Raw genomic sequence first — 18717 nt, 5'->3', positions numbered from 1 at the left:
GCGCAGGACGCTAGGAGAAAGCATTCAGGGACGCCAGCGCCTCGCACGCGCCTGCGGAACGGGCCGGGCCCATGCTGCACCGCATGGCACAGTGATTGCTTTTGCCAGGGTTTCCACGAAGGCTTTGGCGTTGCTTCTTTCCGGCGGATGGGCTGCCATGCCGGAAGGCGCGACAGGGATACGGGTGCCACAAGCACAGGAATGAGGCGCGCGATGATGATCTTCTGCCTTGCACGGGTGCAGAGGCGAGACCCTTGAGCCAGACCGTTCCCGCATCGGACACAGGGCAGCTCCTGCAACGATGGCTGGTGGCCGCGCTGACGGCGGCCGGCCTCGCGCTGATCTTCGTGCCGCTCGTCCTCACCCTCTACCTGAGCGTCTTCGACGAGACGCTGATCACCTTCCCGCCGCGCGGCTACACGCTGCACTGGTACGCGCGGATCATCCCGGAGTTCGGCGGTCCGTTGCAGACCAGCCTGATGGTGGCGCTGGCCGCCGTGGCGATCAGCCTGCTGATCGGCGTGCCGGCGGGAATCGGCCTGTCGCGCTACAGCTTCCGCGGCCGCTCGCTGGTCTCCACCCTGCTGCTTGCGCCGCTCACCATGCCGGGCATCGCCATCGGCCTCGGCATCTATGTGCTGGCGATCCTGTTCGAGGAACGGACGCAGGTGGCGGTCAGCGGCTCGGTCTGGCTGATGGTCGCCGCCCATGTGCTGATCGCCCTGCCCTGGGTGGTGCGGCTCTGCCTGGCCTCGCTCGCCAACCACGACCGTTCGGCGGAGGAGGCGGCGGCCAGCCTGGGGGCGCGGCCCTTCCTGGTGGTCTGGCGCGTCACCCTGCCCGCCATGCGCAGCGGCATCGTCGCCGGCGCGCTCTTCGCCTTCATCGTGTCCTTCGAGAACCTGGAGATGACGCTGTTCCTGATCGCGCCCGGCATGACCACCCTGCCCATCTCCGTGCTGCAATACCTGCAATACCGGCTCGACCCGCTGGTGGCCGCCGTGGCGGTGGCGCAGGTGGTGCTGGTGGGCGTCGCGCTCGCCGTGCTCGACCGCCATGTGCGCCTGTCGCGGGTGGTCGCATGAGCCGGCTGACCCTCGACCGGCTGAGCAAGCACTACGGCCCCACCGTGGCGGTGGACGAGGTCAGCCTCGACATCCCGCAGGGGGAGATGGTGGTGCTGCTCGGCCCCTCCGGCTGCGGCAAGACCACGACGCTGCGCATGGTGGCGGGCTTCATCCGGGCCAGCGGCGGCGATGTGCGCGTGGACGGGCAGAGCATCCTGGCGCTGCCGCCGCACCGGCGGGAGATGGGCATCGTCTTCCAGAGCTACGCGCTCTTTCCGCACCTGACCGTGGCGCGCAACATCGCCTTCGGGCTGGAGATGCGCGGCGTGCCGGCGGCGGAGCGCAAGGCGCGGGTGGAGCGGATGCTCGGCCTCGCCCGGCTGGAGGAGCTGGCGGGCCGCCTGCCGCGCCAGCTTTCCGGCGGGCAGCAGCAGCGCGTGGCGCTGGCCCGGGCGCTGGCCATCCAGCCGCGCGTGCTGCTGCTGGACGAGCCGCTCTCCAACCTCGACGCCGCGCTGCGTGGCGATGTCGGGCGCGACATCCGCCTGCTGCAACGGGAGTCCAACCTCACCACCATCATGGTCACGCATGACCAGGACGAGGCCATGGCGATGGCCGACCGGCTGGTGGTGATGAAGGACGGCAAGGTGCAGCAGACGGGTACGCAGGAGGATCTCTACGAGCGTCCGGCCACTCCCTTCGTCGCCGGCTTCATCGGCCGCAGCAACATGCTGGAAGGCCGCCTCGGCGCCTCCGGCAGCGTGATGGAGGCGGAGGGCGCGGCGCTGCGCCTCGCCGGCCGCTATGCCGGTTCCGGCGCCTGCACCCTGGCCCTGCGGCCGGAGCGCCTGTCGATCCGCGAAGGCGGAGAGGGCGGCGCGGGCGAGGCGCGGGGCGTGGTGGAGCTGGCGAACTATCTCGGGCCGGTGCGGGAGCATCTGGTCCGCCTCGGCACCGGGGCGCGGGTCCTGGTGCGCGACCCCACCAGCCAGCCCGGGCGGCTCCATGCGGCGGGGACGGCCGTGACCCTGGGCTGGGACCACGCGGCCGAGCGCCTCTTCGATGCCAAGGGGGCGCCGCTGCCCTCGCAAATCCCAGAAACTGCCGAAACAAGGTGGAACGCGAATGCCTGACACGATCCTGACCCCCGGCCGCCGCCTCGTTCTGACCGGTGCCGCCGGCGCGCTGAGCCTGCCCTTCATCCGCCCCGCCCGCGCGGCGGAGCAGATGGTGATCGGCACCTGGGGCGGCGACTACGCCAACCTGCTGCGCGCCAATGTGGAGGAACCCCTGCTGGTGCCCAAGGGCATCACCGTGGTGCAGGATCTCGGCGACGAGGACCCGCGCATCGCCAAGCTCTACGCGCAGCGGCGCCTGCCGCGCGGCGCGGTGGACGTGGCCTGCGCCCAGGCCAACCGCGGCTACGAGGTCTCGGCCGCCGGCCTTGCCGAGCCGATCGACGAGAAGAAGGTGCCGAACCTCGCGCATGTGCTGCCGCATCTGCGCAACGACGCCTATGCGCCGCACATCTACAGCCCGCAGGTGCTGATCTATAACCCCGAGAAGGTCAGCAGCCCGCCCACCAGCTTCAAGGACCTGCTGGACCCGAAGTACAAGGGCCGCGTCGGGCTGGGGAACGGCAACTACTTCTACGTGATGATGGCGGCGGCGCAGGCCGCCACGGGCGACCTGAACAAGGTCGATACCGATGCCGCCCGCGACATGATGGGCAAGCTGAACGCCAACGGGCTGCGCCTCTATCCCTCGACCGATTCCATCGGCGCCGGTATCAAGTCGGGCGAGATCGATGTCGGCATCATCTGGCTGGCGCGCGTGATCATGTGGCAGAATGCCGGCATCCCGGTGAAGGCCTCCTTCCCCAGGGAGGGCAATATCCTCTACGTCTCCGGCATGCTCATCCCGAGGAACGCGCCGAACAAGGAGACGGCCTACAAGTACCTGAACGCGATGCTGGAGCCCTCCGCCCAGGCGGAATTCGCGGCGAAGATGGGCTACCTGCCGACGGTGGACAACTGCCCGCTGACCGGCAAGGTGGGCGAGCAGCTCGCCCTGCCCGCCGACGTGAAGATGCTGCCACCCGACTACAGCGTGCTGGGCAAGCTGCAGAGCGCGACCTCGGAGTGGTGGAAGAAGAACATCGCCGGAGCCTGAAGCGGACATGTCCGACACCGCGACCGCCGCGGCCCTGGCGCGCCCCGCCGCGTACCGGGACAGGGGGCAGGCCGCGCCGGCCTCCCTCTTCCTGGCGCCGGCCACGCTGCTCGTGCTGGTGATGCTGCTGCTGCCGCTGCTCCTGCTGCTGCGCTTCAGCCTCAACCGCTACGACCCGACCGAGCTGATGATCGAGATGGTCACGGCGGAGAACTACATCCGCTTCGTCTCGGACCCCTTCTACCTCGGCGTGCTGCGCACCACCCTGCTGGTCGCCGTCGCCTCCACCCTGCTCTGCCTGGTCCTCGGCATGCCCATCGCCTACCGGCTGGCACGCTCGCAGAGCCGGTGGAAGGGGCTGTTCATGCTGGCGCTGGTGCTGCCGCTCTTTGTCGGCAGCACGGTGCGGATGGTGGGCTGGATGATCCTTTTCGCCCATGGCGGGATCATCGACAACGTCTGGCGCGCCCTGACGGGGGAAGGGCTGGAGCTGATGTACACCTCCACCGCCGTGGTGCTGGGCATCGTCTCGATCAACCTGCCCTTCGTGGTGCTGACGATCCAGAGCGCGGTGGAGACCATCGACCCCCGCATCGAGGAAGCGGCGCAGAGCCTGGGCGCGGCGCCCGACCGCCGCTTCTGGCGCGTGGTCTGGCCGCTGGCCCTGCCCGGCACGGCGACGGCCTGCATCCTCTGCTTCATCCTGGCGATGAACGCCTATGCCACGCCCTTCCTGCTGGGCGGGCCGCGCTTCCAGATGATGGCGCCGATCCTGTACTGGGAATTCAGCACCAACAACAACTGGCCCTTCGCCTCGGCGCTCGCGCTGGTCCTGATGGCCACGACGCTGCTGCTCACCACCTTCGGCAGCCTGCTGATCCCCCGCCGCTACCGGATCTGACCGGAAGGCGGGGGACGATCCCCGCCTCCCTCCCCTGACGGAAACACGGAAGACAGGAGGACACCACATGCGCGGCATGGTCGTGGCACCACAGCCCGAGGCGGTGGAGGCGGGGGTGGAGATCCTGCGCCAGGGCGGCAACGCGGTGGATGCCGCCATCGCCTGCGCCTTCAGCCAGGGCGTGGTGGACCCGCAGATGTGCGGCATCGGCGGCTTCGGCGCCATGCAGGTCTGCATGCCGAAGCGTGGCGAGCACAGCGTGCTGGAATTCTTCGCCCGCGCGCCGCTCGCCGCCACGCCGGGCATGTGGGCGGACCGCTTCGTCGGCCAGTCGCGCGACGGCTTCGTCTTCCTGCTCTCCGACCGGAGCAACGACATCGGCCCCGGCGCCATCGGCGCGCCGGGCAACGTGGCCGGCTACACCACCGCCCTGGCGCGCTTCGGCACCATGCCGCTGAAGGCGGTGATGGCCCCCGCCATCGCCCAGGCCCGGCGCGGCGTGATGATCCGGCCCTATGTCCACCATTACTGGACCATCGACCATGGCAGCGACGGCCAGGTGAACATGGAGGACAAGCTCCGCTTCAGCGAAACCGGGCAGCGCGTCTATTTCCGCCCCGACGGGCGGCTGAAGCGGCCGGGCGAGATCCTCGACAACCCGGACATGGCGCGCAGCCTGGAACGGATCGCCGAGGGCGGCGCCGAGGTCTTCTACCGCGGCGACATGGCCCATGCGATGGCGGCCGACATGCAGGAGCGTGGCGGCCTGCTCGGCATGCAGGACTTCACGAGCTATCAGGTGCGGGAGAAGCAGGTGGTCTGGGGCGATTACCGTGGCCTGCGGGTCGCCGCCAATCCGCCGCCCTCCGGCGGCGCCTCGCTGATCGGGCTGCTGCAGATCCTGGGGCATTTCGATCTGGGCGCGCTGGAACACGGCAGCCCGGAGCACCTGCGCCTGCTGGCCGAGGCGATGAAGTGGATGACCATCGACAAGGACGCCCATATGGGCGACCCGGATTTCGTCGATGTGCCGCTGGGGATGCTGTTGTCCCGCGACCATGCGGCGATGCTGGCGGACCGTATCCGCTCCGGCGCCCGCGCGCACGTGCCGCGGGCCGAGAAGGCGGCCGACCCACCCGATACCACCGTGGCCTGCGTCATCGACGGCGATGGCAACGCCGTCGCCCTGACGCATACGCTGGGCAATCCCTCCGGCGTCATCACCGAGGGGCTGGGCTTCATGTACAATGGCTGCATGAGCGGCTTCGACCCGCGCCCGGGCCGCGCCGCCTCCATCGCGCCGGGCAAGAGCCGGGCCAGCGCCATGGCGCCGACCATCCTGTTCCGCGACGGCCGGCCGGAGATGGTGATCGCCGCGCCCGGCGGCACCTTCATCGTGCCGGCCATCGCCCAGGCGATCATGAACGTGGTGGATTTCGGCATGGGCATGGCCGAGGCGGTGGCGGCGCCGCGCATCGTGGCGCTGAGCGACACGATCGACGTCTGCAACCGCATTCCCCACGCCACCCAGGCGGCGCTGGAGGCCCTGGGCTACCCGGTCGCCCGCTCCTACCAGAGCCATGCCTTCGGGGCGCCGCACGGGCTGCTGATCCGCGACGGCCGGTGCAGCGGCGGCGCCGACCCGCAGCGGGACGGCATGGCCATGTCCGCCTGACACGGCCGCTGCCCGGGCCTCACCTCCGGCGTCGCGACGCCCCGGGGGTTCAGGCCCGCAGGTTCGTCGGATCGTGCAGGGTCATGCGGCCGGGGGGCAGGCCGTGCAGGGCGCGGAGGAGCTGGCTGGCGAGGCAGGCATCCTCCAGCGCCCCGTGCCGGTCGCTTTCCCGCGCGAGGCCCAGGGCGGCCGAGGCGGCGTCCAGCCCGGCGCGCTGGCCGGGGCGGTAGAGACGCCAGGCACGCAGGGTGCAGTATTCCCCCCGCCAGGGCCGGGCGAGGCCCAGCCGGTCGAATTCCCCGCCCAGCATGCGGCGGTCGAAGGCGAGGTTGTGCGCGCAGGCCGCGGCGCCCTCGAAGAAGGCCGAGACCTCCCCGGCATGGGCCTCGAAGGCCGGCTGGCGGGCCAGGAAGCGGTCGGTCAAGCCATGCACCCGGACCGCGCCCGGGTGGCAGCGGCGGCCCGGCGCGAAGACGAGGTGCAGCGTGGCCACCACGTCCAGGGCGGGATCAAGCCGGACCGCGCCAAGGGAAACGACCCGGTCGCCGATGGTGCAGCCGGTGGTCTCGGTATCGAAGACGACCACATCGCTCTGCAGGGAAAGCACGGGGTGCGACGGGGCGGGTTTCGTGGCGAGGTCCATCATCCCCGCCATCCTAGGACAGCCCGGCGCGCTCCGGTAAGGCCGGGAGCCGCCCGATCCGGCCCAACCGGCGGGCGTCCCGCCTGTTTCACAGGAAGCAGCAGGAGAGGAAGCGCACGGGAATGCACCAGGATATCCCGGAGGACTGGCTCCACCCGCCGGATCTGGCCCGCGCACGGCAGGTGCAGCGGGAGATGGCGGCGCGGGTGGTGCGGGAGGATGCCTTCGGCCCCGTCCAGCGGCTGGGCGGGGCGGATACCAGCCTGGACCGCTTCGATCCGGCGCAGAGGATCTTCGCGGCGCTGGTCACGCTCGATCCGGCCGGGGAGGGCACCGGGGTGGAAAGCCAGGCGGCGGTGCTGCGCGCGCCCATGCCCTATGTGCCGGGCTTCCTGGGCTTCCGCGAGGTGCCGGTGCTGGTGGAGGCCTGGCGGCGGCTGGAGCGGAAGCCCGATCTGGTGATGGTGGACGGGCACGGCGCCAGCCACCCCCGCGGGCTCGGCGTCGCCTGCCATCTCGGCGTGGCGCTGGACGTGCCCACGATCGGCGTGGCGAAGTCGCGCCTCTTCGGCCACCCGGACGGGGAGCTGGGGCCGGAGCCGGGCGACCGGGTCAACCTCGTCCATGAGGGGCAGGTGCTGGCCGTGGTGCTGCGGACACGCCGACGCTCCAACCCCGTCTATGTCTCCGTGGGGCACCGGATCTCGCTCGGCAGCGCGGTGGAATGGGTGCAGCGCGGGCTGCGCGGCTACCGCCTGCCGGAAGCGACACGGCAGGCCCACCTGGCGGCGAACGCGGCACGCCTCGCCCTGGGGATGCATGCGGAAAAGCCCGGACCGGCAACGGAGGGACGCGCCACTTGACCTTCGCCGGTCCCGTGTCATCTCCCGGCCAGCCATGAGCGCTCCCTCCCACAGACCCCGCCTCGCCGTGGTGCTGTTCAACCTCGGCGGGCCAGATTCGCCCGGGGCCATCAAGCCCTTCCTCGTCAACCTCTTCACCGACCCTGCCATCCTGCGCGTGCCCGCCTTCCTGCGCGGCGCGCTGGGGCGCTTCATCGCCGGGCGGCGGCTGAAGCCGGCCACGGAGAACTATGCCCTGCTGGGTGGCCGCTCGCCGCTGCTGGAGCTGACCCGGCAGCAGGCCGATGCGCTGGAGGCGGCGCTGTCCGGGGAGTTCGAGGCCCGCTGCTTCGTCGCCATGCGCTACTGGCACCCCTTCTCGGCGGAGACAGTGGCCGAGGTCGCGGCCTGGGAGCCGGACGAGGCCGTGCTGCTGCCGCTCTACCCCCAGTACAGCACCACCACGACCGGCAGCAGCCTGGACGACTGGCAGGCCGCCTGCGCCGCCGCCGGGCTGCGGGTGCCGGCCACGGCGCTGTGCTGCTGGCATTCCGACCCGGGTTTCGCCGCCAGCACCGCCGCCATCCTGCGCCGGGCCTGGGAGGCGGCGCGGGAGGCCCTGGCGCCGGACGTGCCGCTGCGGATCCTCTTCTCGGCCCATGGCCTGCCGGAAAGCATCGTGAAGCGGGGCGATCCCTACCAGTGGCAGGTGGAGCGCAGCGTCGAGGCGGTGATGGCCCGGCTCGGCCTGCCGGGCGCGGAGCACCGGGTCTGCTACCAGTCCCGCGCCACGCCGCAGACATGGATCGGCCCTTCCACCGAGGAGGCGATCGGGCAGGCGGCCAGGGACCGCGTGGCGGTGCTGGTCTGCCCCATCGCCTTCGTCTCGGAACATTCCGAGACCCTGGTGGAGCTCGACATGGAATACCGCGACCTCGCGGACAAGGAGGGCGTGCCCGGCTACTTCCGGGTGCCGGCCCAGAACGCCGATCCGGACTTCATCGCCGCCCTGGCGGGGCTGGTGCGGCAGGCGCGGGATTCGGGGCGCCGGCTCTGCTCCTGGGCGGGCGGGCGGCAATGTCCCAAGGCCCAGTCCGACTGTCCGCATGCCCGGGCCGCCCAGGCTTCCCTCACGGGAAGCCACGGCGGGCGGCGCGAGACCGTGCCGGCCCGGCGGGCGCGCGGGGCGGGCATCGACCGGCCGGCCCGTGTCCAGTAGGCATCGGGGAACGGCGGCAAGACGGAGCGAGGCATGAGGGGTTTCAAGGCGGTCCTGTTCGACTGCGACGGCGTCCTGGCCGACAGCGAGCACCTGGTGGACCGGGTGCTGGCGGAGGACCTGACGGCGCGTGGATGGGCGTTGACGCCGGAGGAATCGGGCGCCGTCTTCCTCGGCATGGCGCTGCCGGACATGGCGCCGGTGGTGAAGGCGAAGCTCGGCCATCTGCCGCCGGACTGGACGGAGCAGCTCAAGCGTAAGGTGACGGAAACCATGGCGCGGGAGGTGCCACCCGTGCCGGGGGCCGAGGCCCTGCTGCAACGGCTGCGCCGCTCCCCCCTGCCCCTCGCCCTGGCCTCCAACTCCTCCCGGCTCGAACTCTCCGCCAAGCTCGGCCGGCTGGGCTTCGCGCCGTATTTCGGCGACCGGATCTTCTCCTTCGAGGATGTGGCGCGTCCCAAGCCGCATCCGGACATCTACCTCGCCGCGGCGGCGGCCTGCGGCGCGGCGCCGGGGGACTGCGCGGTGGTCGAGGACAGCCCGACCGGTGCCCGTGCCGGGGTGGCAGCGGGCTGCCGGGTTCTGGGCTTCTGCCGCAGGACGGAGCCGGAGGCGCTGCGCGCCGTGGGCGTTTCCGCCCTGTTCGGGGATCTGTCGGAACTGCCCGGCCTGCTCGGGCTGGACGAGGAGGCGGCGTGATGGGGAGCTTCCTGGACCTGGGCCTGCTCTATCCCTGGACCAAGGCGCTGCACCTGATCTCGGTCTTCGCCTGGATGGCCGGCATGTTCTACCTGCCGCGCCTCTACGTGTATCACAGCGAGACCGCGCCGGGCTCGCCGATGAGCGAGACCTTCAAGGTGATGGAGCGTCGCCTGCTGCGCGGCATCATCAACCCGGCGATGATCGCCGCCTGGATCTTCGGCCTGACCCTGGTGATGACCCCGGGCGTCGTGGACTGGAGCGCGGGCTGGTGGCACGGGAAGATGTTCGGCTTCCTGGCCATGACCGTCCTGCACGGCTACCTCGCCACCCAGCGCAAGCACTTCCTGGCCGATGAGCGCCGCCATTCGGCGACCTTCTGGCGGGTGGTCAACGAGGTGCCGACGCTCCTGCTGGTGCTGATCGTGATCATGGTGATCGTGAAGCCCTTCTGACCCCGGCGGCGGCCATGGCGGCCGGCTTTGCCTGGCCCGCATGAAGTCGCGGGAATGTGATGACGCGTTTTACCGCCGCCACGGCGCAAGGGGCGAAGGCGCGCAAGACCCCAGCCACGTTCCTGTGGGAACAGGGGGCGCAACCGCGCGGTTTATATTGCGGAATGCCGCGCGTCCGAGCCTCGGTTGCCGTGCACAGGGGCCGTGCGCGGCAAAAATGCCACAGTTGGCCATGACGGTTGTGGCCGATCTGCCGCAACTCCATGATACCCAGGCAGCCAGATCGCTGGCACGGATTCGCATCCGACCTCGGCGATGAAGATGGAGACATGCCAATGGCCCAACGCCATGTGACGATCCTTGCTCTTGCGCTGGCAGCGGGGGTCGCTCCGATCGCCGTTCAGGCGCAGACCACCCTGACGCCGAGCGAGGCCACCCCCCGCGACAACAGCGGCGCCGGTTCCACGGCGCGCGAGCTGAAGCCGGAAGGGAACCTGCCGACCAGCCAGGCTACCTTCGGCGCGACCCCCCGCGACAACAGCCGCGTCGGTTCCGAACCGCGCGAGCTGCGCCCGCTGACGAGCCAGCCGAGCAGCCAGGCCACGCCGGGCTCGACCCCGCGCGACACGAGCAGCGTCGGCTCCGAGGCCCGCGGCGGCCCCGGCACTGGCCCGTTCCAGCGCCGCCAGCGCGGCGCCGCCCCCGCAGCCCCGTCCAAGGCCGCCCCGGCGGCTCCCGCCGCCACGGGCTCGGGCACGGGCGTCGTGATCGGCGGCCCGGACGCGGCGAAGAGCACCAGCAACATCAACGGCGCCTTCCTGGGCGGCGGCGGCGCTTTCGAGCGGATGCCGGACGGAAGCCTGCGCCAGGTCCAGTGACCCGGCGCGTCTTCGCGTAACCAGCGGCCGGCCCCGTCATCCGGCCGGCTCCGAGGATCTGGCCAGGATCGTGGTCCTATCCAGACGGTATCGGGGGGAGGCATCGCCTCCCCCCTTTCCTTTATGGGCGCGCCCGATGCGAACGGCCCATGCCGCCGCCGGAAGCTTTGCGAAGCCGTCTCAGTCCTCGTCGAGCAGGTTGGCCAGCTTGAGAGCAACGCCCTTCGAGCCCTCGACCCTGAGCCGGCCGGTGGAAAAGGCGAGCATGGGGTTGAGGCGCCCGGCCATCAGCTTGCCCAGGTCCGCCGCACTGAGGCGCAGCACGGTGTCCGTCTCCTCCGTGGGAAGGGCTGGGCGGATATCGAGATGCCCCCCGGTTGCATCCAGCAGCACGCTCTCATCCAAATCGGTGATATCGACGCGGACCTTGTAGCCAAGCCTGCGTAGCACCGGCGCGCGTGCAAGCATGGCGTTCATCAGCTCGTCCGTCGAAACCATGGGGACCTTCCGCGTTGCAGAATCGAATCCTGTTGACCTTAACGTCAACCATCTTCCTAATGCGTCACAAATCGGAGGGCCGGCAGTGAACGGCCCCCGGAGGGAGAGGAGACAGCCGATCATGGGTGGAACAGCCAGAAGCTGTTGCCGGGGCCTCGCGGCGGGGATCGCCGCCGGAGCCGCTGCCCTGGGGTGGAGCGCCGCGCCGGCCCATGCCTCCGGCTATTTCCTGCGCGACCAGAGCGCCGTGGGACAGGGCAGCTCCTTCGCCGGCAGCACGGCGCGCGCCGACGATCCCTCCATGCAGTTCTTCAACCCCGCCTCGATGGTCCGGCTGCCGGGATTCCAGACAAGCCTCGTCGGCACCTATGTCGGGCCGCGATCCGAGGTGGAGTCGAGCAGCGGCCGGCGCGCCGCCGCCCTGGGGGGAAGCGCGATCCTGGGCAGCACCGACGGCGACGTGGCCCAGGATGCCTTCGTGCCCGCCACCTATACCACGGCGCAGATCGCGCCGGACTGGTGGCTGGGACTGTCGGTCAATTCGCCCTGGGGGCTGATCACCAAGACCGGCGCCGGCGATGTCGCCCGCTACCACGCCATGACCAGCGTGCTGCGCACCTTCGAGATCGCGCCCTCCGTGGCCTGGAAGGCGACGCCGCAGTTCTCGCTCGGCGCCGCGCTGATCGTGCAGCACATGAGCGCGCGGCTGTCGAACGCGGTGGATTTCGGCTCGATCGGCGCGGCGGCGGGGCTCGGCCGGCTGGGCCTGCGCCCGGGCAGCGCCGATGGCATCGGCTCGGTGAAGGGCGACGACTATTCCCTGGGCTGGCAGGTCGGCGCCTTGTGGGAGCCCCATCCCGGCACGCGGCTCGGCGCGAACTTCCGCTCCGCCATCTTCCAGAACCTGGACGGCTCCTGGCTGAGCTTCGAGAACGTGCCGGCGGCGCTGGCGAACAGCTTCCGCGCCACGCGGGCCAGCACCAAGGTGACCACGCCGGAAAGTGTCACGCTCGGCCTGTCGCAGGCGCTGGGCAACCGCTGGACGCTGCTGTCGGACGTGAGCTGGACCAACTGGTCCCGCTTCCAGGAACTCCGCATCAAGGCGGATGGCCGCGCCGACACGGTGACGGCGGAGAACTGGCGCGACACGATCTTCGCCTCGGTCGGCGCCGAGTACCAGGTCAACGACAAGCTGCGGCTGCGGACCGGCTTCGCCTATGACCAGACGCCGGTGAAGACCGCCTACCGCACGCCGCGCCTGCCCGATACCGACCGCTACTGGCTCTCGGTCGGCGCCTCCTACAAGGTCACGGAGCGGATGGAGATCTCGGCGGGCTATTCGCACATCTTCGCCCGCGACGGCATCGTCAGCCTGAGCTCGGGCAGCAACCCCGGCTCCTCCGACTTCCTGCGGGGCAATCTGGAACAGCGCTACAACAACGCGGTGGACGTCTTCGCGCTGCAGGCGCGGATCGCGCTCTAGCGGGAGGGCCAGGGATGTCGGGCGGCGGGACGATGGCAGGCGATGCGGAACGGGCCCGGCCGGTGCCGCCGCCCTCCCCCGGGCCCTCCGCTCCGCCGGCGGACGGGACGCGCCCCTCCGCCGGCGCAGGCGGGGCGCTGCGCCCCGATAGTGCCGCCCATCCCTGGCTCGCCAGCTATCCGCCGGGGGTGGACTGGGCCGCCCTGCCCGCCCCCGCCACCCTGCCGGGGATGCTGCGCCATGCGGTGGACCGCTTCGGGGAGCGGCCCTGCCTCGATTTCTTCGGCCGCGGCTGGACCTATGCCCAGCTCGGCGCACTGGTGGACCGCGCCGCCGAGGGCTTCCGCCGCCTGGGCGTGCGGAAGGGCACGCATGTCGGCCTCTGCCTGCCGAACTGTCCCTTCTACGTCATCAGCTACTTCGCTGTGCTGAAGGCCGGCGGCGTGGTGGTGAACTTCAACCCGCTGCACATGCCGACGGAGCTCTCGGCCCAGGCCCGGTCCTCGGGGGTAGGGATCATGGTGGTGCTCGACCTGGAGCCGATGCTGGACCGTGTGCTCGGTCTGCTCCGCCGCCCGGGGCGGGAGGACGGCCCGCTGCGCCATGTGGTGGCCTGCCGCTTCGCCGGGGCGCTGCCGGCGCTCAAGGGACTCGGCTTCCGCCTCGCGCGCCGCGCCAGCATCGGCACGGTGCCGCGCCACGATCCGCAGGTCACGCTCTTCGACATGCTGCTGGAGGCACCGCCCCTGCGCGACGGCCCCGCCATCGGACCTGGCGACGTGGCGGTGCTGCAATACACCGGCGGCACCACCGGCCGGCCGAAGGGCGCGGTGCTGACCCATGCCAACCTGACCGCCAACCTGGAACAGGTGCGGTGCTGGTTCCACGAATGCCGCGAGGGCGAGGAGCGCCTGCTCGCCGTGCTGCCCTTCTTCCATGTCTTCGCCATGACCGTGGCGCTGAATGCCGGCCTCGCCTGGGGGGCCGAGATCGTGCTGCTGCCGCGCTACGACCAGGCCAGCTTCCGCACCGTGCTGCGCCGCAAGCCACCGACCCTGCTGCCCGGCGTGCCGACGCTGTTCAAGGCGGTCCTGGATGCCGGCATGCCGCGGGAGATGCTGGCCTCCGTCCGCTATTGCATCTCCGGCGGCGCGCCCCTGCCGCTGGAGGTGAAGCACGATTTCGAGGCTGCCAGCGGCTGCGTGCTGGTGGAGGGATACGGGCTGACCGAGGCTTCGCCGGTCTGCTTCTGCAACCCGCTGGTGGGCGAGAACCGCGCCGGCAGCATCGGCCTGCCCCTGCCGGGCGTGGAGGCGGAGATCCGCGCCCTGGACGATCCCGGCCGCGCCCTGCCGCCGGGCGAGCGCGGTGAGCTCTGCGTGCGCGGGCCCAACGTGATGCGGGGCTATTGGGAGGAGCCGGAGGAGACGGCGCGCGTGCTGCTCCCCGACGGTTTCCTGCGCACCGGCGATGTCGGCATCATGGCGCCGGACGGCTACGTGACGCTGGTGGACCGGATCAAGGACATCATCCTGTGCTCCGGCTTCAACGTCTATCCGCGCGCGATCGAGGAGGCGCTCTACACCCATCCCGACGTCGTGGCCGCGACGGTGCTGGGCATGCCCGACCCGTATCGCGGCGAAAGCCCCGCCGCCTTCGTGCAGCCGCGCCCCGGCGCCGCCCTCACGGCGGAGGAGCTGCACGCCTTCCTGGCGGAGCGCCTCTCGCCCATCGAGCGGCCAAGGCTGATCGAGCTGCGCGAGGAACTGCCGCGCACGGCGGTCGGCAAGCTCTCCAGGACCGAGCTGCGCCAGGAGCTGCGCGAGCGCCTTCCGCGTGGAGAGGCGTGACAATGGCCCATCCAGCACGGCAGGCTGCGGCATCCATCCGCCACACCGCAGACAGGGGGCCCCAGGCTGCGCCAGCTCTACACGGTCAACCAGCTCGCCAAGGAGCTGGGCATCACGCCCCGGGCCATCCGCTTCTACGAGGCGAAGGGACTGCTCGCCCCGGAGCGTGCCGGCACCACGCGGGTCTTCGACCGGCGCGACCGGGCACGACTGATGCTGGTGCTGCGCGGCAAGCGCCTCGGCTTCTCGCTGAACGAGATCCGCGAGTACCTCGGCCTCTACGACGCGCAGCACGGCCAGGCGGAACAGATCCGCTGGCTGCTGGACAGCGTGCGCGACCGAATCGCCCGCCTGGAACAGCAGCGCGCCGACCTGGAACAGACCCTCGCCGAACTGCGCGACATCGAATCCCAGGCGGCGGACGCCCTTTCCGGCCAATCCTGACCCACAGGTCTGGGTGGTCTGGCCGGGGAGCCGGGAGGCGCCGCCTCCCGGACCCTTTTCTGAGAGAGGGGCCGCTCAGGGGGATGGTATGCCCCCGAGACCCCGCCATGAGCGCTCCGCGAGGAGGGGGCCGCGACCGCCGTCGCGCCTGTCGCGACCGGTCTCCCAATCCCCCTCCTCGCGGAGCGCTCACAGGGTCCCCGGGGACTAACGTCCCCGGGCGGGTGGGGTCCGGGGAGGGCGGAGCCCTTCCCGGAGCACCGCGCCCGAACCCCCAGAACCAGAGGAACGAGCCATGACGGATGTGGTGATCGCGGCCTATCGGCGTTCGCCGTTTCACTTCGCCGGCAAAGGGGAGCTGGCCAGGGTCCGGCCCGACGAGCTGGTGGCGCAGGTGATGCGGGCGCTGCTGGCGGAATCGAAGGCGGACCCGGCGGCGATCGAGGACGTGGTCATGGGCTGCGCCTTTCCGGAAGGCGAGCAGGGGCTGAACATCGCCCGGCTGGCCAGCTTCCTGGCCGGGCTGCCACAGGCGGCGGGCGGGGTGACGGTGAACCGCTTCTGCGGTTCCTCGATGCAGGCGGTGCACCAGGCGGCGGGGGCGATCCGCATGGGGGCGGGCGAGGCCTTCCTCTGCGCCGGGGTGGAAAGCATGTCGCGGGTGCCGATCATGGGCTTCAACCCGCTGCCGCATCCCGGCCTCGCGAAGGACTTCCCGCAGGCCTACATCTCCATGGGCGAGACGGCGGAGAACGTCGCACGGCGGCACCAGATCCCCCGGCGGGAGCAGGAGGAGTTCGCCGCCGAAAGCCAGCGCCGCGCGGCGAAGGCCCAGGCGGAGGGCTATTTCGCCTCCGAGATCGTGCCGATCCGCACCAGGGCCGGGACGGTGGAGCAGGATGGCTGCATCCGCCCCGACACGACGCCGGAAGGGCTGGCGGGGCTGAAGCCGGCCTTCAGCAAGGACGGCACGGTGACGGCCGGGACCTCCTCGCCGCTCACCGACGGCGCGGCGGCGCTGCTGGTCTGCTCCGGGGAGCACGCGCGGTCCCGGGGAATGGAGCCGCTGGCGCGCATCCGCGGCATCGCCGTGGCGGGCTGCGCGCCGGAGATCATGGGAATGGGACCGGTCGAGGCCTCGCGCAAGGCGCTGACCCGGGCGGGGATCGGTGTGGGCGACCTCGACGTGGTGGAGCTGAACGAGGCCTTCGCCAGCCAGTCCATCGCCTGCATCCGCGAGCTGGGGCTCGATCCCGCCCTGGTGAACATCGATGGCGGCGCCATCGCGCTCGGCCATCCGCTGGGGGCGACGGGCGCGCGCATCGTGGGCAAGGCGGCCGCGCTGCTGCGGCGGCAGAACGGGCGCTATGCGCTGGCCACCCAGTGCATCGGCGGCGGCCAGGGCATCGCCACGGTGCTGGAGGCGGTGGAATGAGCACGATCCAGCGGGTCGGCGTCATCGGCGCCGGGGTGATGGGCGCCGGCATCGCGGCGCAGATGGCCAATGCGGGCCTGCCGGTGGTGCTGCTGGATGTCGTGCCGGGCGGTGCGGCGAAGGCGTTGGCGGCGATGCTCAAGGCCGATCCGGCTCCCTTCATGCATCGCGGCGCGGCGAAGCTGGTGCAGCCGGGCGAGCTGGAGAGCGACCTCCACCTCCTCGCCGATTGCGACTGGGTGGTGGAGGCGATCACCGAGCGGCTGGAGGCCAAGCGCGAACTCTATGCGCGGCTCGACGGGGTGATGAAGCCGGGGGCGGTGCTGTCCTCCAACACCTCCACCATCCCGCTGCAGGCGCTGGCCGAGGGAATGCCGGCGGAACGCGCGCGGCATTTCCTGATCACGCATTTCTTCAACCCGCCGCGCTACATGCGGCTGCTGGAGGTGGTGGCCGGCCCGCGGACCGATACGGGCGTGCTCGCCACCATCCGTGAGACCGCCGACCGGCGCCTCGGCAAGACGGTGGTGGTGGCGAAGGACACGCCGGGCTTCATCGCCAACCGCATCGGCACGCTGTGGATGCAGTCGGCGGTGAACCACGCCACGGAGCTGCGCCTCTCGGTCGAGGAAGCCGATGCCGTGGCCGGGCGGCCCATGGGCGTGCCCAGGACGGGCGTCTTCGGCCTGCTGGATCTCGTCGGGCTGGACCTGATGCCGCATGTCTCCCGCAGCCTGCTCGCCAGCCTGCCGGAGGGCGATGCCTACCGCGCCCTGCACCGCGAGCATCCGGTGGTGGCGAAACTGATCGAGAGTGGCCGCACCGGGCGCAAGAGCAGCCAGGGCGGCTTCTACACCCGGGCGAAGGATGCCGGCGGGAAGAGCCTCAAGCGCGCCATCGACCTCTGGACCGGCGAGGACCGCGACAGCGGGAAGCCCGTGCTCGAAAGCCTGGAGGCCGGGGCGAAGGACCTGCGCAAACTGGTCGCCCATCCCGACCGCGGCGGCCGCTTCGCCCGGGCGCTGCTGCTGGACACGCTCTCCTACGCCGCCGCGCTGGTGGGCGAGATCGCCGATGACGTGGATGCCGTCGATACGGCGATGCGGCTCGGCTACAACTGGAAATACGGGCCCTTCGAGCTGATCGACCGGCTCGGCCCCGGCTGGCTCGCCCAGGCGCTGCGCGAGGATGGCCGCCCGGTGCCGGTGCTGCTGGAACGGGCCGGGGAGCGGAGCTTCTATCGCACCGAAGAAGGCGTGCTGCAGTTCCTCGGCCTGGATGGCGAATACCATTCCGTGCCGCGGGCCGAGGGCGTGCTGCTGCTGTCCGACGTCAAGCGCCGCTCGAAGCCGCTGCTGCGCAACGGTTCCGCCAGCCTCTGGGACATCGGCGACGGCGCCGCCTGCCTGGAATTCCACACCAAGATGAACGCGCTGGACCCGGAGGTCATGGCGCTGATCGGCAAGGCCGTCGCGCTGGGGAGGAAAGGCGGCTTCCGCGCCCTGGTGATCCACAACGAGGGCACGCATTTCTCCGCCGGGGCCAATCTCGGCCTCGCCCTCTTCGCCGCGAACATCGCCGCCTGGGGCGAGATCGAATCCCTGGTGGAACAGGGGCAGAAGACCTATCGCGCGCTGCGCGACGCGCCCTTCCCGGTGGTCGGCGCGCCGTCCGGCATGGCGCTCGGCGGCGGCTGCGAGATCCTGCTGCATTGCGACGCGGTGCAGGCGCATGCGGAAAGCTATATCGGCCTGGTCGAGGCTGGCGTCGGGCTGATCCCCGGCTGGGGCGGCTGCGCCAACCTGCTGCGCCGCTGGCAGGAAGCGCCCGGTCTGCCGCATGGGCCGATGCCGCCGCTGGCCAAGGCCTTCGAGATGATCTCCACCGCGCAGGTGGCGAAATCCGCCTTCGAGGCGAAGGAGCTGCGCCTGCTGCGGCCGGAGGACGGCATCACCATGAACCGCGACCGCCTGCTGGCGGAGGCCAGGGAACGGGCGCTCGCCATGGTCGAGGGCTACCAGCCGCCGCGGCTCGCGCCGCTGCGCCTCACCGGGCCGTCCGGCCGCGCCGCGCTGGATCTGGCCGTGCGCAGCGCCGCGCAGACCGGCAAGGCGACGCCGCATGATGAAGTGGTCTGCGCGCATCTCGCGGACACGCTCACCGGCGGCGAGGCGACGGACTACACCGAGGAAGTCCCGGAGGAGCGCGTGCTGGCCCTCGAACGGAAGCATTTCATGACGCTGCTGCGGCATCCCGCGAGCCTCGCCCGGGTCGAGCACATGCTCGAAACCGGGAAGCCGTTGCGGAACTGATGCCCGGGGTGGGTGTTCCCGCGTGGTGCCCGGGGCGGGCCCCTGGGGGCAAGGCGCTGCCTCGCCCCCAGGACCCCCACTCCGCCAGGACCCTGCGGGCCCTGGACCCGGTGGGTGGGCGCCTGTGAGCGGCGTCAGCCCAGG

General features: G+C 71.2%; 17 protein-coding genes and 1 pseudogene. 16 read left to right on the top strand and 2 right to left on the bottom strand.

Translation table 11 applies throughout. From position 1 onward, the window contains the following. Positions 1-254: 254 nt before the first annotated feature. The 5 genes from CTJ15_RS18350 (at position 255) to ggt (ending at position 5815) form a co-directional block, all read left to right on the top strand. Positions 255-1085 (top strand): ABC transporter permease, encoded by an 831-nt coding sequence (locus CTJ15_RS18350; RefSeq protein WP_126281913.1) that lies wholly within the window; start codon positions 255-257, stop codon positions 1083-1085. Further along, positions 1082-2200 (top strand): ABC transporter ATP-binding protein, encoded by a 1119-nt coding sequence (locus CTJ15_RS18345; protein WP_075822254.1) that lies wholly within the window; start codon positions 1082-1084, stop codon positions 2198-2200. The genes CTJ15_RS18350 and CTJ15_RS18345 overlap by 4 nt, the downstream gene beginning before the upstream one ends. After that, positions 2193-3239 carry a PotD/PotF family extracellular solute-binding protein gene (locus CTJ15_RS18340; RefSeq protein WP_193009617.1) on the top strand — a complete coding sequence of 349 codons (1047 nt, stop codon included), beginning with the start codon at positions 2193-2195 and terminating at the stop codon, positions 3237-3239. Before CTJ15_RS18345 ends, CTJ15_RS18340 begins: the two co-directional genes overlap by 8 nt. A gap of 7 nt (positions 3240-3246) precedes the next feature. Next, a complete protein-coding gene (locus tag CTJ15_RS18335) occupies positions 3247-4140 on the top strand; it encodes an ABC transporter permease (protein ID WP_019462405.1) in 894 nt (297 codons plus the stop codon). Between the two features lie 67 nt (positions 4141-4207). Next, positions 4208-5815 (top strand): gamma-glutamyltransferase, encoded by a 1608-nt coding sequence (ggt, locus tag CTJ15_RS18330; RefSeq protein WP_019462406.1) that lies wholly within the window; start codon positions 4208-4210, stop codon positions 5813-5815. Between the two features lie 49 nt (positions 5816-5864). Here ggt and CTJ15_RS18325 read toward each other — a convergent pair whose 3' ends face one another. Further along, a complete protein-coding gene (locus CTJ15_RS18325) occupies positions 5865-6461 on the bottom strand; it encodes a 3'-5' exonuclease (RefSeq protein WP_019462407.1) in 597 nt (198 codons plus the stop codon). Positions 6462-6580: 119 nt separating this feature from the next. Here CTJ15_RS18325 and nfi point away from each other — a divergent pair, with 119 nt between their 5' ends. The 5 genes from nfi to CTJ15_RS18300 all read left to right on the top strand — a co-directional run bounded on the left by nfi (position 6581) and on the right by CTJ15_RS18300 (position 10551). Continuing rightward, positions 6581-7321, top strand: coding sequence for a deoxyribonuclease V (gene nfi / locus CTJ15_RS18320; RefSeq protein WP_075822257.1), 741 nt, complete (start codon positions 6581-6583; stop codon positions 7319-7321). A 34-nt stretch (positions 7322-7355) separates the two neighbouring features. Next, positions 7356-8519: a ferrochelatase gene (gene hemH, locus CTJ15_RS18315; protein WP_083755469.1), complete on the top strand. Its 1164-nt coding sequence runs from the start codon at positions 7356-7358 to the stop codon at positions 8517-8519. Between the two features lie 33 nt (positions 8520-8552). Next, complete coding sequence (locus CTJ15_RS18310; RefSeq protein WP_075822259.1) at positions 8553-9218, top strand: HAD family phosphatase; 666 nt, start codon at positions 8553-8555, stop codon at positions 9216-9218. Further along, positions 9218-9673 carry a protoporphyrinogen oxidase HemJ gene (gene hemJ / locus CTJ15_RS18305; RefSeq protein ID WP_019462411.1) on the top strand — a complete coding sequence of 152 codons (456 nt, stop codon included), beginning with the start codon at positions 9218-9220 and terminating at the stop codon, positions 9671-9673. The genes CTJ15_RS18310 and hemJ overlap by 1 nt, the downstream gene beginning before the upstream one ends. A gap of 335 nt (positions 9674-10008) precedes the next feature. Beyond that, positions 10009-10551: a hypothetical protein gene (locus tag CTJ15_RS18300; RefSeq protein ID WP_099781809.1), complete on the top strand. Its 543-nt coding sequence runs from the start codon at positions 10009-10011 to the stop codon at positions 10549-10551. A gap of 180 nt (positions 10552-10731) precedes the next feature. Here CTJ15_RS18300 and CTJ15_RS18295 read toward each other — a convergent pair whose 3' ends face one another. After that, on the bottom strand, positions 10732-11028 hold the full coding sequence (locus CTJ15_RS18295) for an SCP2 sterol-binding domain-containing protein (RefSeq protein WP_226945981.1): 297 nt from the start codon (positions 11026-11028) through the stop codon (positions 10732-10734). A 142-nt stretch (positions 11029-11170) separates the two neighbouring features. On the opposite strand from CTJ15_RS18295, the gene CTJ15_RS18290 reads away from it, so the two are divergent. The 6 genes and pseudogenes from CTJ15_RS18290 (at position 11171) to CTJ15_RS18270 (ending at position 18573) form a co-directional block, all read left to right on the top strand. Then, positions 11171-12532 (top strand): OmpP1/FadL family transporter, encoded by a 1362-nt coding sequence (locus CTJ15_RS18290; RefSeq protein WP_075822458.1) that lies wholly within the window; start codon positions 11171-11173, stop codon positions 12530-12532. Positions 12533-12546: 14 nt separating this feature from the next. After that, a complete protein-coding gene (locus CTJ15_RS18285; protein ID WP_083755496.1) occupies positions 12547-14382 on the top strand; it encodes a long-chain fatty acid--CoA ligase in 1836 nt (611 codons plus the stop codon). A 9-nt stretch (positions 14383-14391) separates the two neighbouring features. Next, positions 14392-14595, top strand: a pseudogene (locus CTJ15_RS25360) (MerR family transcriptional regulator); the annotation flags it as partial. Next, positions 14596-14826, top strand: a complete 231-nt coding sequence (locus CTJ15_RS25355) for a MerR family DNA-binding protein (RefSeq protein ID WP_019462416.1) — start codon at positions 14596-14598, stop codon at positions 14824-14826. 295 nt (positions 14827-15121) lie between these two features. After that, entirely contained in the window at positions 15122-16261 is a 1140-nt protein-coding gene (locus CTJ15_RS18275) for a thiolase family protein (RefSeq protein ID WP_099781808.1), read from the top strand. After that, positions 16258-18573, top strand: a complete 2316-nt coding sequence (locus CTJ15_RS18270; protein ID WP_099781807.1) for a 3-hydroxyacyl-CoA dehydrogenase/enoyl-CoA hydratase family protein — start codon at positions 16258-16260, stop codon at positions 18571-18573. The genes CTJ15_RS18275 and CTJ15_RS18270 overlap by 4 nt, the downstream gene beginning before the upstream one ends. Positions 18574-18717 lie beyond the last annotated feature (144 nt).

The sequence above is a fragment of the Roseomonas sp. FDAARGOS_362 genome, from assembly GCF_002754815.1.
GTDB lineage: Bacteria > Pseudomonadota > Alphaproteobacteria > Acetobacterales > Acetobacteraceae > Roseomonas > Roseomonas mucosa.
Note: the sequence above shows the minus strand (reverse complement) of the source record. Positions and strands in the feature narration are given on the sequence as shown.

Coding starts and splice junctions, on each gene's coding strand:
- CTJ15_RS18325 (WP_019462407.1), bottom strand. CDS start 6,461: ATGATGGACCTCGCCACGAAACCCGCCCCGTCGCACCCCGTGCTTTCC.
- CTJ15_RS25355 (WP_019462416.1), top strand. CDS start 14,596: ATGCTGGTGCTGCGCGGCAAGCGCCTCGGCTTCTCGCTGAACGAGATC.
- hemJ (WP_019462411.1), top strand. CDS start 9,218: ATGGGGAGCTTCCTGGACCTGGGCCTGCTCTATCCCTGGACCAAGGCG.
- nfi (WP_075822257.1), top strand. CDS start 6,581: ATGCACCAGGATATCCCGGAGGACTGGCTCCACCCGCCGGATCTGGCC.
- CTJ15_RS18310 (WP_075822259.1), top strand. CDS start 8,553: ATGAGGGGTTTCAAGGCGGTCCTGTTCGACTGCGACGGCGTCCTGGCC.
- CTJ15_RS18300 (WP_099781809.1), top strand. CDS start 10,009: ATGGCCCAACGCCATGTGACGATCCTTGCTCTTGCGCTGGCAGCGGGG.
- CTJ15_RS18345 (WP_075822254.1), top strand. CDS start 1,082: ATGAGCCGGCTGACCCTCGACCGGCTGAGCAAGCACTACGGCCCCACC.
- CTJ15_RS18295 (WP_226945981.1), bottom strand. CDS start 11,028: ATGAACGCCATGCTTGCACGCGCGCCGGTGCTACGCAGGCTTGGCTAC.
- CTJ15_RS18285 (WP_083755496.1), top strand. CDS start 12,547: ATGTCGGGCGGCGGGACGATGGCAGGCGATGCGGAACGGGCCCGGCCG.
- CTJ15_RS18340 (WP_193009617.1), top strand. CDS start 2,193: ATGCCTGACACGATCCTGACCCCCGGCCGCCGCCTCGTTCTGACCGGT.
- CTJ15_RS18270 (WP_099781807.1), top strand. CDS start 16,258: ATGAGCACGATCCAGCGGGTCGGCGTCATCGGCGCCGGGGTGATGGGC.
- CTJ15_RS18290 (WP_075822458.1), top strand. CDS start 11,171: ATGGGTGGAACAGCCAGAAGCTGTTGCCGGGGCCTCGCGGCGGGGATC.
- CTJ15_RS18335 (WP_019462405.1), top strand. CDS start 3,247: ATGTCCGACACCGCGACCGCCGCGGCCCTGGCGCGCCCCGCCGCGTAC.
- ggt (WP_019462406.1), top strand. CDS start 4,208: ATGCGCGGCATGGTCGTGGCACCACAGCCCGAGGCGGTGGAGGCGGGG.
- hemH (WP_083755469.1), top strand. CDS start 7,356: ATGAGCGCTCCCTCCCACAGACCCCGCCTCGCCGTGGTGCTGTTCAAC.
- CTJ15_RS18275 (WP_099781808.1), top strand. CDS start 15,122: ATGACGGATGTGGTGATCGCGGCCTATCGGCGTTCGCCGTTTCACTTC.